The organism is Calditerricola satsumensis, assembly GCF_014646935.1.
Classification (GTDB): Bacteria; Bacillota; Bacilli; order Calditerricolales; family Calditerricolaceae; genus Calditerricola; species Calditerricola satsumensis.
Genome location: NZ_BMOF01000007.1, coordinates 17,119 through 29,999, shown reverse-complemented (window position 1 = coordinate 29,999; position 12,881 = coordinate 17,119). Strand labels below are relative to the sequence as shown.

12 protein-coding genes are annotated in these 12,881 nt (G+C 67.2%); 1 reads left to right on the top strand and 11 read right to left on the bottom strand.

Annotation, left to right across the window (positions count from 1 at the left end; translation table 11 throughout):
- Positions 1-56 precede the first annotated feature (56 nt).
- From hemW to gpr, 5 genes are all read right to left on the bottom strand, one after another.
- The gene (hemW, locus tag IEX61_RS03065) at positions 57-1,232 is read right to left on the bottom strand and encodes a radical SAM family heme chaperone HemW (RefSeq protein WP_188816775.1); all 1,176 of its coding nucleotides are present in this window, start codon (positions 1,230-1,232) and stop codon (positions 57-59) included.
- Between the two features lie 119 nt (positions 1,233-1,351).
- Positions 1,352-3,178: a translation elongation factor 4 gene (gene lepA / locus IEX61_RS03060; RefSeq protein ID WP_054672493.1), complete on the bottom strand. Its 1,827-nt coding sequence runs from the start codon at positions 3,176-3,178 to the stop codon at positions 1,352-1,354.
- Between the two features lie 132 nt (positions 3,179-3,310).
- Positions 3,311-3,673 (bottom strand): DUF3679 domain-containing protein, encoded by a 363-nt coding sequence (locus tag IEX61_RS03055; protein ID WP_054672495.1) that lies wholly within the window; start codon positions 3,671-3,673, stop codon positions 3,311-3,313.
- Positions 3,670-4,896, bottom strand: coding sequence for a stage II sporulation protein P (spoIIP, locus tag IEX61_RS03050; protein ID WP_188816756.1), 1,227 nt, complete (start codon positions 4,894-4,896; stop codon positions 3,670-3,672). Before spoIIP ends, IEX61_RS03055 begins: the two co-directional genes overlap by 4 nt.
- A 75-nt stretch (positions 4,897-4,971) precedes the next feature.
- Positions 4,972-6,081 (bottom strand): GPR endopeptidase, encoded by a 1,110-nt coding sequence (gene gpr / locus IEX61_RS03045; RefSeq protein WP_188816755.1) that lies wholly within the window; start codon positions 6,079-6,081, stop codon positions 4,972-4,974.
- Positions 6,082-6,224: 143 nt separating this feature from the next.
- On the opposite strand from gpr, the gene rpsT reads away from it, so the two are divergent.
- A complete protein-coding gene (gene rpsT, locus IEX61_RS03040; RefSeq protein ID WP_054673246.1) occupies positions 6,225-6,521 on the top strand; it encodes a 30S ribosomal protein S20 in 297 nt (98 codons plus the stop codon).
- A gap of 82 nt (positions 6,522-6,603) precedes the next feature.
- On the opposite strand, the gene IEX61_RS03035 is transcribed toward rpsT, so the two are convergent.
- From IEX61_RS03035 to IEX61_RS03010, 6 genes are all read right to left on the bottom strand, one after another.
- Positions 6,604-7,092 (bottom strand): 2-thiouracil desulfurase family protein, encoded by a 489-nt coding sequence (locus IEX61_RS03035; RefSeq protein ID WP_188816754.1) that lies wholly within the window; start codon positions 7,090-7,092, stop codon positions 6,604-6,606.
- Positions 7,089-8,150 (bottom strand): DNA polymerase III subunit delta, encoded by a 1,062-nt coding sequence (gene holA, locus IEX61_RS03030; RefSeq protein WP_188816753.1) that lies wholly within the window; start codon positions 8,148-8,150, stop codon positions 7,089-7,091. Before holA ends, IEX61_RS03035 begins: the two co-directional genes overlap by 4 nt.
- A gap of 52 nt (positions 8,151-8,202) precedes the next feature.
- On the bottom strand, positions 8,203-9,279 hold the full coding sequence (locus IEX61_RS03025; protein WP_188816752.1) for a zf-HC2 domain-containing protein: 1,077 nt from the start codon (positions 9,277-9,279) through the stop codon (positions 8,203-8,205).
- On the bottom strand, positions 9,276-9,824 hold the full coding sequence (locus IEX61_RS03020; RefSeq protein ID WP_188816774.1) for an RNA polymerase sigma factor: 549 nt from the start codon (positions 9,822-9,824) through the stop codon (positions 9,276-9,278). The genes IEX61_RS03025 and IEX61_RS03020 overlap by 4 nt, the downstream gene beginning before the upstream one ends.
- Positions 9,825-9,893: 69 nt before the next feature.
- Complete coding sequence (locus IEX61_RS03015) at positions 9,894-12,332, bottom strand: DNA internalization-related competence protein ComEC/Rec2 (protein WP_188816751.1); 2,439 nt, start codon at positions 12,330-12,332, stop codon at positions 9,894-9,896.
- Positions 12,329-12,805 carry a deoxycytidylate deaminase gene (locus tag IEX61_RS03010; protein ID WP_054670367.1) on the bottom strand — a complete coding sequence of 159 codons (477 nt, stop codon included), beginning with the start codon at positions 12,803-12,805 and terminating at the stop codon, positions 12,329-12,331. Before IEX61_RS03010 ends, IEX61_RS03015 begins: the two co-directional genes overlap by 4 nt.
- Between the last annotated feature and the right edge of the window lie 76 nt (positions 12,806-12,881).

Genomic DNA, 12,881 nt, shown 5'->3' with positions numbered 1-12,881 from the left:
CGAGGACTTCGAGTGCTAAACCCTTACTTTTACACTAGCAAGCCCCCTCATGTTTGTCAATCATTCGCATTGCCTCCATTCCCACCATCGAGGAGGAAGCGGGCAAACACCTCGTTGCCCAAAAGCAGGCCATCCCGCGTCAGGCGCACGCCCCGCGCATCGCGCTCGAGAAGCCCCTTCCCAACCAGTTCCGCGATCACCGGGCCGAAGACGGCCTCCATGGCGACGCCATGGCGCCGGCGAAAGCGGGCGTGGCTCACCCCCTCGGTCAGGCGCAGGCCGAGGAACATCGTCTCCTCCATCGCTTCGCGCGGCGTCACCACATGGGTCTCGGCTCGCGGCAACCCGCGTTCGGCAACCGCCTTGAGGTAGCGGTGCAACGTCCCGACGTTGGCGTAGCGCACGCCGCCGACGTATCCGTGGGCCCCGACGCCCACGCCATAGTACGGCTCGTTCCGCCAGTACACCTGGTTGTGGAGCGAGGCATACCCCGGACGGGCGAAGTTGCTGACCTCGTACTGCTGGAGGCCGCGTTTGGCCGTCTCCTCCAGCACGGTCAGGTACATCGCCGCCTCTTCCTCCTCCGGCGGGAGATGGAGCTCGCCGCGCACCCACTGCCGGTAAAAGACGGTCTGCTCCTCCACCTTGAGGCTATAGGCCGACAGGTGCGGCAAATCGAGGGCAAAGGCCGCCTCCAGCGACGCGCGCACGTCAGCGAGCGTCTGGCCGGGCAGGCCGAGCATCAGGTCGATCGACAGGTTGTGAAATCCCGCCTGGCGCGCCAGCCGCACCGCCCGCACCGCGTCAGCCGCCGTGTGCGTGCGCCCGATGGCCGCCAGCAGATGATCCTGGAAGGCCTGCACGCCAAAGCTGAGGCGCGTCACGCCGCCGGCGGCCAGCACACGCAGTTTCGCGTTGTCCACCGTCTCCGGGTTGGCCTCCATGGTGAACTCCAAGCACCCCGACAGGTCGGCATGGCGGTGGAGGATGGTGAGCAGCCGCTCCAGCTGGCGGGCCGAAAGCAGCGTCGGCGTACCGCCGCCCACGTACACGGTGGCCAGGCGCGGCCGGCGCTGGCCCAGGGTGAGGGCCAGCTCCCGCTCGAGGGCGTCCAAGTACCGCTCAACGAGGTCCTCGCCCTGGGCGACGAAGACGGCAAAGTCGCAGTAGTGGCACTTGCGCCGGCAAAAGGGGATATGGATGTACAGGGCGGTCGGCTCCTCTTGCCCCATCGACGGGACCGCTTCCCACGTCTCGCCCGGCCGATCGTCCGCTTTCGCCATCCGTACCCTCTCCTTTGGCAAACGGCCCACCCGCTACGGGTGAGCCGCTCGTGCTCGCATGGGATCGCTCATTTCTTTCCGTTACCGTCGTCGACGCGCAGCACGGCCATAAACGCCTCCTGGGGCACTTCGACCGTGCCGATGGCCTTCATCCGCTTTTTCCCTTCCTTTTGTTTTTCGAGCAGCTTGCGCTTGCGCGTCACGTCGCCGCCGTAGCACTTGGCCAGCACGTTCTTGCGCAGGGCGCGGATCGTCTCGCGGGCGATCACCTTGCTGCCGATGGCCGCCTGGATCGGCACTTCAAACATCTGCCGCGGGATGAGCTCCTTCAGCTTTTCGACGATCTGCCGGCCGCGGTGGTACGCCCTGTCGCGGTGGACGATCACCGACAGGGCGTCCACCGGCTCGCCGTTGATGAGGATGTCCATCTTCACGAGGTTGGACGGCTTGTACCCGATCAGCTCGTAGTCGAGGGAGGCGTAACCCCGCGAGCTCGACTTGAGCTGGTCGAAGAAGTCGTAGACGATCTCCGCCAGCGGGAGCTCGTAGACGAGCTGGACGCGCGAGGTGTCGAGGTACTGCATGTCCACGAACGTCCCGCGCTTGTTCTGGCACAGTTCCATGATCGGGCCGACGTAGTCGTTCGGCACGAGGATCGTCGCCCGGACGTACGGCTCCTCGATGCGGTCGATGTGCTGCGGCGCCGGCATCTTGCTCGGGTTGTCGATGTCGAGCACCGTGCCGTCGGTCTTGTACACCTTGTACACCACGCTCGGCGCGGTGGTGATGATGTTGACGCCGAACTCCCGCTCGATGCGCTCCTGGATGATCTCCATGTGCAACAGGCCCAGAAACCCGCACCGGAAGCCAAAGCCGAGGGCCTGCGACGTCTCCGGCTCAAACTGCAGCGCAGCGTCGTTCAGCTGCAGCTTCTCCAGCGCTTCGCGCAGGTCGTTGTAGTCGCTGGAGTCGACCGGGTACATGCCGCAGAACACCATGGGGTTGACTTTGCGGTAGCCGGGAAGGGGCTCGGCGGCCGGGTTGTCGGCCGAGGTGACGGTGTCGCCGACGCGCGTGTCGCGCACGCTCTTGATGCCGGCGGCAAAGTACCCCACGTCGCCGACGGTCAGCTCGTCGACCGGCGTGGCAAAGGGGGCATTGGTCCCCACCTCGGTCACCTCGAACACCTTGCCCGTCGACATCATCTTGATCTTCATCCCCGGTCGGATCACGCCGTCCACCACGCGGATGTAGGCGATCACGCCGCGGTACGGATCGTATAAGGAATCGAAGATGAGGGCCTTGAGCGGCGCGTCGGGATCGCCCTGGGGCGCGGGAATCTTGTGCACGATTTGCTCGAGGATCTCCTCGATGCCGATGCCTTCCTTCGCCGAGGCAAGGACGGCGTCGCTGGCGTCGAGGCCGATGATCTCCTCGATCTCCCGCCGCACGCGCTCGGGATCGGCGGCGGGAAGGTCGATCTTGTTGATGACCGGCAGGATCTCCAGGTTGTTTTCGAGGGCCAGGTAGACGTTGGCCAGCGTCTGGGCCTCGATGCCCTGCGACGCGTCGACGACGAGGAGCGCCCCTTCACAGGCGGCCAGGCTCCGCGACACCTCGTACGTAAAGTCCACGTGTCCCGGCGTGTCAATCAGGTGCAGGATGTACTCGTTCCCGTCCTTCGCCTTGTACGTCAGGCGCACGGCGTTCAGCTTGATCGTGATGCCGCGCTCCTTTTCCAGCTCCATCTGGTCGAGGAACTGGTCTTCCCTCTCCCGCTCGTCGAGGGCGCCGGTGTATTCGAGCAGCCGGTCGGCCAGCGTCGATTTTCCGTGGTCGATGTGGGCAATGATGGAGAAATTGCGAATCCGTTCCTGCCGCTTGCGACGGTCCATCCCGTTTCCCTCCGCGTCTTGCGTGCACTCTTTTCATTATAGCACCGCGCACCACCCGCCACAACGGGACAGACCCCCAACGCAAAGGCCCCCACGCTTCCCGCAGGGGCCTGTCCGAAAACGGATCCACCCTCACGAACCCAACCGCTCGGTCATCCACTGGATGGCCGAGCGCGTCAGGCCGCGCACCCATTCGCCGACCGCATTGCCCATCCGGCTCAGGAAGGGGCTCTCCGCGCGCGGCGTCTCCACCGCCGGCCGCTTGGCCTCCTGAAGCCGTCCTTTGTCAAGGGTGACGCGCTCGCCCATCACCGTCAGCTCCACCCGGTCGCCATCGACGCGGGTAATGGCCAGCCCGCTGAGGCCCTTGTCGGCGCCGCCTTCCACCCGCTGGATTCCCTTGTCCACCGCGTTCACCCCGAGCAAAATGCCGACCACCAGCACCGTGGCCACGGCCACAAACGCCCCGACAAAGCGGGCCACACCGCCGATCATCGGCCCGCCCCTCCTTTCTCCGCCGGCGCCTGCACCTTCACCGCGTCCCAATACACATCGGCGATGACGTCGGCAAAGAGCTCCGCCGTGCGGTAACACTCTTCCAGGGTGTTTTCCACGCCGCCGATCTCCACCGTCAAGGCGCGCGGCGACACGTGCTGGTTGTACTCGCCATTGCGCCACGGCGTCTTCTCAAAGGGCTTGATGCCGCGCGAGAGGCCTGGATACCGCGCGTTGATCGCCTTGTGCAGCTGCTCGGCAAAGGCGTGGTTCTTCTCCCAGTTGGGGTTTCCTTTCCCGATGATGAAGTACAATTTGGCGTAGGTTCTCCCGTTCATCGTCAGCGTCGTTTTCTCCCGCCCCACCGAATCGCGGTGCAGATCAAAGATAAAGGTAATGTCCCGATTGGCGGCCATCACTTCCTTCACCTTTTGGATCGACACGGCGTAGGACAGCGCATAGGGTTTTCCCTCTTTCATGAGCTGGCCGGTAAAGTCCGTCGTGTCGACCACCGTGCCGATGCCGCGCGCCTTCAAGGCTTTGGCCAGATGGCGCCCCACCAAGGTGATGTTGACTTTGGCATCCATGGCGCTGTTCGGGTGGTCTTTCCCGGGCAGTTCGGGCAAAAACGATTCGCGCGGATGGGTGTGGTAGATGAAGACCACACGGCGGCCGCCGGTGGTGAGCGCCGGTTTGGCGTCGGGCGACGCATCCGGCTCGGACGGCGAGGGTTTCGGCCCATCGGGCGGCGGTGCCGGCGGCGTCGGAACGGGTCCGGGAGCGCCGCTTGCGTCCTGCGACGGAATATCCCCCGACGCATCGTCCGGCGACTGCGCATCCCCTGCGGCCAAGAGCGTCGCTTCTTCTCCGGCGAACTGGGCATACCCCGGCAGTTCCCGCGACAGAAAGGTGCGCGGTCGTGACGGGTCAACGCCCACGAGCAGGTGCAAGAGGCTCCCGCCCCACGTCTTCCCGTTGTCGGAGGCTTGTACATGGGCCGACCAATAGGAAAGCTCCGGCGCGATCCACCGGACAAGCTGCGCGCCAGAGAGGGCCGAAGACCCGCCCCCTAACGGCGCGACCGCGCGATCCGCCTGCAGCACCCCCAGGGTTCCCGCCAGAACAAAGAGCACCGCCGTGCCAATCGCCAGCCCCATCATGTGCCGCTGCACGCGCAGCCCGTTGCCGGCGACGGAGATGACGCGAAAGCGAAGGTGTCGCACAGCCTGTCCCTCCCCGGTTTCCGGCTGGTCTTGTCCCAATCCTATGCGTCGGACCGGGGAAACAGAACAAACCGTTCAGAACGTGTACGCCGCCGCGTTGGTGCCGTCCACCGCCTCGTGCAGGGCCATGTTTAGCCCTGTGGCGAGGATGTTGGCCATCCCGCCGACAAAGGCGTCCACTTCCTTTGGCGTCACGATCAGGTTTTGCCCGAGCGGCTGGAGCACCTCGGCGATGAGGGCGCGCTTCTCCTCCGGCGACAGTGCCCCGACGGCGCCGAACAAGGACGCTTCCACTTCCGGATCCCGCTCCGCGCGCACCGCGCGAATGCGCCGCGGATCGGGGGCATAACGCCGGGCGCCAGGAACCAGGCGCCGCGCCGGACGGTTTTCCCGGGCCTCGGCCAGTTGCGCGCGCAAGTGGGCCAACACGTAGTCGATGGCGTCGTAGGCGATGGTGGCCGCGTCGACGACGGTGGGCACCCCGATGGCCAGCACCGGAACGCCCAGCGCCTCGCGGTCCAAGGGCTTGCGCTTGTTGCCCACCCCCGACCCCGGCTGAATGCCCGTGTCGGCAATCTGGATGGTGGTGTTGACGCGCTCCAGCGCGCGCGCGGCGAGGGCGTCGATGACGATGACGGCGTCGGGCTTGACGTGGTGGCAGAGGGCGAGCACGATGTCCGACGTCTCGATGCCCGTCTTGCCGAGCACCCCGGGGGCCAGGGCGCTGACCGGGCGGTATCCGCGCGCCACCTGCTCCGGGGCCAGCTCAAAGAGGTGGCGCGTCACGAGCAGGTTTTCCACCACCAGCGGGCCCAGCGCGTCCGGCGTCACCTGGGCGTTGCCCAGCCCGATGACCAATACGCTGCTTTGCGGACCAAGGCCGAGGCGATCGAAAAACCCCTCCAGTTCGCGCGCCAGGCGCTCGGCCACGCGTTGGCGCAGCGGCGTGTCTTGCTGGCGCAACCCCGGCACCTCGAGCGTCACGTACGTGCCCGGCCGCTTGCCGATGGCCCGCGCGCCAGCCTCATCGGTCACCGTCACCCGCGTCACCGTGATGCCGTCCTCCTGTTGTGTATCCGTCGTCACGCCGGGCACCGGCTCGCCCAGCGCGGCGCGGGCCTGATCATGCGCCTCCAGGGCCAAATCGGTGCGCACGGCGACCGGCAGCATGACGTCATGTTCCATGGCCGCTCTCCTTTCGCCGTTCTCTTTTCTAGGGTGCTTGGCGGAACTTTCCGTTATTCCGCCGTTGTTGCATTGCCCGGAGGATCGTGGTAGAATATGACGTGTTGTCTCGGACACCACTCCGCCGTCAGGAGGTGAACGGAATGCCCAACACGAAGTCGGCGATGAAGCGGGCGCGCCAAAACGAAAAACGCCGCATGCAGCGGGCTTCGCAAAAGTCGGCGCTGAAGACGGCGATCAAGAAATACCTCAAAGCGCTGGAAGCCGGCGACCTGCAAGCGGCGGAGCCGCTCCTGCGGGAAGCGTGCCGCAAGCTGGACAAAGCGGTGACGAAAGGCCTCATTCACAAAAACGCGGCCGCGCGGAAGAAGTCCCGGCTGATGCAGAAGTTCAACAAGGTGGCGCAACAAAACGGGCAAGTCGAACAAGCGTCGGCGTAAGGATCAACAACCCAAAACGCCTTGCGATGCGGCAAAAAACGAACGACCCCGCTTGAGGGTCGTTTTGCTTTTTCTCGGCCGTTTATTCGCCAAGGAGTTCCTTTATCCGGCCGGCCTCCAGCGCCGCCAAAAACTCCTCCTCCGAGACGACGCGGATGCCGTGGCGCCGGAAAAGGGCGGCCGTCACGCCATGGCCCGGCTTTTTTTGTTTCCGAAACGTGCCGTCATAGATGCGGTGACTGCCACACGAGGGACTCGATTCCTTCAGCACCGCCACGCGCGCCCCGGCGGCCTGGGCGATGCGCAGCGCCTGGTAGGCCCCTTGGACAAAGGCCTGCGTCACGTCACGCCCCTGGTTGTCGATCACCCGCGCGCGCCCGTCCAGCACGTCGTCGCCGTCGCCGCCGACGATTTCCGCCGGGTTGCGCGGCGTCGGCAGGCCGCCGAGCTGTTCCGGGCACACCGGCAGCGCCTTCCCCTCGCGGATCAGGTCTTCAATGGCCGCGATCCGGTTGTGGCCGCGGTCGTACCGGCAGTTCACGCCAGCCAAACACGCGCTGATCACGATCATGGCTCATTCCCCCCTTCGCGCGCCCCGCGCTGCACCCATTGGGCCAGCCGGGCGACAAATGCTTCCACGGCCAGCTCCTTGTCCACCCCTCCCGCTTTCATGCGATAGTCGGCCTCGGCCAACGCGTCCAAAATCGCCAGCAGGGTCTCTTCCGCAAAGCGCCGCCCCTGCTCCGCCGCTTTCTTGACGGCAAAGGGATGCACGCGCAACCGCTGCGCGATCTGCTGCGACCCATACCCTTTGGCGGACAAGGTCTTGACCTGCAGGATCAACCGAAACTGGCGGGCGAGGAGCGCGAGGATCCGCACCGGCTCCTCCTGCTGCAGCCACAAATCCCGCAGCATGCGGTACGCCGCCGCCGTGTCGACGCGGCAAATGCGGTCGACGAGGGCGAAGACGTCCTGCTCCAGGGTGCGCGGGGCCAGGTTCTGAACCACGTCGGTGGTGATGGTGCCACCGGGACCGACGTACTGCGCCATCTTTTCCAGCTCCGTGACCAGAAACGGGAGCTCACCGCCCACGCGCAGGACCAGCTCTTCGGCCGCGTCGGCGGTGAGGGTCACCCCGAGGTCGCGCGCGCGGGTGACGAGCCAGGTGGAAAGCGCCGCCCCCTTGAGCGGCGGGAACGCCACCGCCACACCCGCCTCCCGCAAGGCCTTGACCACGCGCTTGCGCTCGTCGAGCTTGGCCGCCGGCACGGTCAGCACGAGGGTGGAAAAGGACGGCGGTGCCGCGAGGGCCTCCAGCAGCGCGTCGAGATCGTGCTCCACCTTTTTCGGCGGGCGCTCGGCCGTCAAAAAGAGGGCGTGCGTACCGATGACCACGCGCCGCTGGCCGAAAAACGGCAACGTCAACCAGTCCTCCACGGCCACCTGCACGGGCACTTCCGACAAGTCGTAGACGGCGACGTTGAGGTCGCGGTCATCCGGCGGCACCAGCCGCTCGACGAGCATGCGCGCCGTTTCGTCGATCAGGTAGCGCTCTTCCCCGTACAGCACGTAAACGGGCCGAACGCGTCCCGCATCAAGCTCCCGCATCATGTCCTGCGGGGTGACCATGATCCATCCCCCTGTCCGCGGCACGGCGCCGGGTGCGGCGCTTGGCCGTCGGTTACGGATGCGGCCGTTCGGGGAGCCGCTCCTCCGTCCCCGCGGCCACGTTTACCCGCCACCGCTCCGCCGTTTCGCGTCCATCCTGCGCCGTCACCACGTCGTAGACGAGCGCGTTCCCCTCCCATTGTAGCGTGACGCGCGCATCGGGGGAAAGGGCATGGCCGCGAAACCGCGCGGCGCCCGCCGCGTCGTGCACGACCACGCGCTTCGCCCCGCCTTCCGCCACCACCGCCGCCCGCCATTGGCCGTCCGGCGACGGAAGCGGCGCCACGGACGCGCCCGTCTCCCCACCCCCCTGCGGGAAGCCCGGATTCGCGATCGGGTGGTCCGGCCCATCCGGCACGCCAAGGGCGAGGGTACGGTCCGCGCCCGGCTCCTCCTGCCGTGGCGGCACCGGTTCGGTGGCGCGACCCGGTTCTGCCGGCGAGACAGGCTCGCCGGCGAATCCGCTGCCGGTCGACGCCTCCGGGGTCGACGGCACAGCCGCGCGCGATGCACCCGGCGGCGAAACGGGCGGGCGGGACGCGTCAGGGGAAGCCATCCTCCGCGGCGAGGGATCTGCTTTTTGCCCGCGCCCATCGCCGGGCTTTCCCAACCGCTCCTCCGGCGAAACGGGAACCTCCGCGGCCGACGGCGGCGCGACATCCGACTGGGGCACGGTCCCCGCCTGGCCGACGCGCCCTTGCCCCGCTTCCCGAACACCGTCGCCCTTCGGCACGGCAAACTTCCCCTCGCGCATGTCGGCCAGCACGGCCATCACGCCGAGCAGCGCCACCGCCACGGCACCGCCCGTCCACAGGAGCAGGCGCCGCCGCACCGCCTCTCGACGTCCTGCCTTCTGTGCCGTCGGCAGCGGCATCGCTTCGAGGCGGGGGAGCAGCGCGTCGACAAGCGAACACGGCGGCTCCACCTTTGGCAGGTTTTCCAACTGTGACGAAAGCCGCCTTAAGCGCGCATACAGCGGCACGCAGTCCGGGCAGTGGCGCAAATGGATCTGCATCCGCCGGCGCTCTTCGGCGGTCAGGTCCCCGTCGAGGTCCCGCTGCATCGCCTCCATCACCTCGTCGCAGTTCATCCCCCGATCCCTCCCTTCACGTGGTCTTGAAGCCACACCTGCAACTGCTGGCGAGCCCGAAACAGGTGGGATTTCACCGTGTTGAGCGGGAGATTGAGCACGTCGGCAATCTCTTGATAGGAGAAGCCTTGCAGATAGCGGAGGATGACGACGGTGCGTTGGTGAAGGGGGAGGCGGTGGATGGCCGCTTTGACGTCGGCGGCCAGATCGCGGCGCTCTACCTCGTCCTCGACGCGGGACGCATCCGGCAGAGCCCCGTCAAGCGCTTCCAACGCGGTGTAGGCGTGGCGGCGGCGGTACAGGTCAATGCACAGGTTGGTGACGATGCGCTGCACCCACGTGTGGAAGTGGGCCTTTTCTTCATACGTGTGCAATTTCATAAACACGCGCAACAGCGCCTCCTGCGTCACGTCCAGCGCATCGTGCTCATTGCCCAGCAAATAATAGGCCGTCCGGTACACCGGTGTTTCGATTTGCCGGAGCAGCTCGATCATCGCCTCCCGGTTTCCCGCTCGGGCATCGCGGAGCAAATGCGGGTCGACCACATGCACGTCCTCCTCTCCTCACAAGTGACGAACCCAAGCCGCCGCAGGTTGCGTTTGCCTCGCCCACCCTCAAGGCCGGGCAGCAGCCGCTTCGGGCCGGGCAGGCAGCGTCGGCACCACGCGCATCCGACCGTCGGAGCGGATCACAACCGTGATGGCGCCGTGCCGGTCGGTGCGCAGCACCCGCGCGCCGTGGCGGTCAAGCCGCTCCACAACGGCGGGATGCGGATGGCCGTACCGGTTCTGCGCCCCGACGGACACGACGGCCCACTCCGGCCGCACCGCCGAAAGCCACGCCGCGCTCGTCGAGGTTTCGCTCCCGTGGTGGGCCACCTTCAGCACGTCGACGTCCCGCACGCGCCGGCCGGCTACCATGGCCTGCTCGCCCCGCTCCTCGACGTCACCGGCAAACAGAACGACGCGGCCGTAGGCGTGGAGCTCAAGAACGAGGGAGGCATCGTTTTCCGTACAACCGGCGCATCCCGTTCGGGGCGGATGCACCACGCGCCAAAAGACGCCGGGCGCGACAGGACGCGTCATTCCCGCAAACACCCGGCGCACGGAAACGCCTTGCCGGGCGCAGAGCCCCAGAAACGCCCGTTCCCGCGCGCGGCTCCCGAATTCGGGCCCCACCGCCACTTCGTTCACCGCCAGCTGCTTGACCACGGCAAACAGTCCGCCAAGATGATCCTCGTCGCCGTGGGAGACAAACACCATGTCGATCCGCCGCGCGCCGCGATACAGCAGGTACGGCACGACCACATCCGCTCCCGCGTCAAAGGGATCGCGCCGGCGCCGCCACGCTTCGGTCGGGATCGCCGGCTGCCCGCCACCGTCGACGAGAAACACCTTTCCGCCGGCTTCCACCACCGCCGCGTTTCCCTGCCCCACATCCAGGAACGTGACGCGCACCGCACCGCCATCCCCGCCCGTCCAGCGACTGGCCAGCAGCAAGACGAAAACCGCGCCGAAGGCCATCCACACCCGGCGGCCCTTCCAGCGTTCGAGCCCGTACACCCATGCCCCGAGGGCCAGCCCGTACAGCGGCCACCACCAGACGGGCGGCGGCGGCCACCCGGTGAAGAAGAACGGGCGATCCAGCAGCGCCGCCAACGCGAGGAACAGGTCCACCGCGCCGTCGGCCAGACGCGCCGGAGCAAACGCGAACGCCGGGTGCACAAGGGCCAAGAGGAGCACCGCCGTGCCGAGGGGCAAAAGGAGGAGCGACACCACCGGCACGAGCACCAGGTTGGCCACCGGCGCCAGGCCATGGGCATTGTGGAAATGCCAGGCGACCAGCGGAAAGGAGACGGCCTGGGCCACAAGGGTCACCGCCACCAGCGCGCGAAGCGGCATCGGGCCTTTCGACAGGCGTCGGGCAAGCGGCGCCGCCGCGACGAGGAGCCCCCACGTGACGGCGTAGGACAGCTGGAAGCCCGGCGAATACAGCCACGCCGGAACGCAGAGCAGCGACACCGCCAAGGCCCAGCCCCATGCGTTCAGCGCGTCGGCCGAACGGCGAAAGGCGAAAACGAGCAGGGCCAGCTCGGCCATCAGCCCGGCGCGCACGGCCGACGGGCTCATCCCGGTGAGGGCAACATACGCCGGAACGAAGGCGAGCAGCCCGATGACGGCCCGCTCGCGCGTCACCCCCACGCTGCGCAAAAAGAATAAAAAAAGTCCGACCATAAGGCTAACATGCAGGCCGGAGATGGCCACGGCGTGGCGGAGGCCGAGACGCGTGAGCACGTCCATTGCCTCCGGTTCGAGGGCGCTCTGGTCGCCGAGCACAAGGGCCTGCAAAAAGCCCGCCGTCTGCGGGGCAAGGGTGCCGGCAAGCACGGCGGAAAGCCGCCGCTGCGCGTCGTCGGCCCAGCGCAGGAGGGAAAACCGGCCACCGGAATCGACGTCGACGGCTGTAAGCCCGCTCACCCGAACGATCCAGCGAATGCCCTGGCGCTCGAGATGCCGTCGGTAGTCAAAGGCGCCGGGATTGCGCGGAAGGGGCGGCCGCTCGAGCGTGCCCGCCACGCGCACGCGGTCGCCGCGCCCCAGCGCTTCTGCCGCGCGGCGTTCCTCCGGATGGGCCAGCCGCACGCGCACGAGGACCCGTTCGCCGTCCAGCGCCCCCCTTGCCGCATCCACCTGCGCCCCCATCCCCCGCACCACCAGCTGCAGGCGGTCGCCGTCAAGGCGCGGCGGCTGGGCCACCACGCCATCCAGGACCACCGCCATCCCCTCCTGCGCGCCAAGGTCCTCAAGCGCCGAGGGGGCAAGGGCGGGAGAGAAGGCCGTCCGCGCAAGGGCCAGCGCCGCGAAAAACGCCCCGAGGGCAACCCACCGCGCCGTTCGAACACCCGTCCGCCGCCCCCATCCGAGCGCGAGCATTCCGCAACAGGCGCAAAAGGCGGCCCAGGCGAGGGCCCACCCTTGGCTGGCCAGGGCAAAGGCCAGGGCCGTGCCGCCGCAAGCGCCCAGTCCCGCCCACAAGCCCGGCCGCGCCGTCATGCCTGCTCATCCCGCATGCGCTCGCGCACATATCGGCGCAGGCGAATGCCCGCCTCGGCCATGAGGCGTTCCACCTTTTCGTGGTCCTTTTCGTACGGCCGTTCGTAGACAATCTCCACGATGCCGCTGTTGGCGAGCATCTTCGCGCAGTTCCAGCACGGCTCGTCGGTGACGTACACCGTGCCCCCTTCCCGGTCGGCGCGGTCGGTAAACAGGATCAGGTTGACCTCGGCGTGGATGGTGCGAATGCACCGTTCATGCTCGACGCCGTTTTCCACGTAGCGCTCGATGAGGCAACCGCGGTCATAGCAATCCGGCACGCCGGCCGGGCTGCCGTTGTACCCGGTGCCCATCAGCTTCTTGTTTTTCACCAGCACCGCCCCCACATGCCGGCGCGGACACGTGGCCCGCTCGGCGACGGTGAAGGCGAGGTCCATGAAGTATTCGTCCCAGCTTTTGCGCCGTCGGGACATTGCTTTCCTCCTTCCTGGCGACGGCAATCCACGGTTGGCGCTTTACGAAACCTGTCGTTTCCATTTTACCGACTTC

Bases quoted from the DNA above. Each gene is read 5' to 3' on its own strand.
- hemW (WP_188816775.1), bottom strand. From the start codon at position 1,232: ATGGGGCAAGAGGAGCCGACCGCCCTGTACATCCATATCCCCTTTTGC.
- lepA (WP_054672493.1), bottom strand. From the start codon at position 3,178: ATGGACCGTCGCAAGCGGCAGGAACGGATTCGCAATTTCTCCATCATT.
- IEX61_RS03055 (WP_054672495.1), bottom strand. From the start codon at position 3,673: ATGATCGGCGGTGTGGCCCGCTTTGTCGGGGCGTTTGTGGCCGTGGCC.
- gpr (WP_188816755.1), bottom strand. From the start codon at position 6,081: ATGGAACATGACGTCATGCTGCCGGTCGCCGTGCGCACCGATTTGGCC.
- rpsT (WP_054673246.1), top strand. From the start codon at position 6,225: ATGCCCAACACGAAGTCGGCGATGAAGCGGGCGCGCCAAAACGAAAAA.
- IEX61_RS03035 (WP_188816754.1), bottom strand. From the start codon at position 7,092: ATGATCGTGATCAGCGCGTGTTTGGCTGGCGTGAACTGCCGGTACGAC.
- holA (WP_188816753.1), bottom strand. From the start codon at position 8,150: ATGGTCACCCCGCAGGACATGATGCGGGAGCTTGATGCGGGACGCGTT.
- IEX61_RS03025 (WP_188816752.1), bottom strand. From the start codon at position 9,279: ATGAACTGCGACGAGGTGATGGAGGCGATGCAGCGGGACCTCGACGGG.
- IEX61_RS03015 (WP_188816751.1), bottom strand. From the start codon at position 12,332: ATGACGGCGCGGCCGGGCTTGTGGGCGGGACTGGGCGCTTGCGGCGGC.
- IEX61_RS03010 (WP_054670367.1), bottom strand. From the start codon at position 12,805: ATGTCCCGACGGCGCAAAAGCTGGGACGAATACTTCATGGACCTCGCC.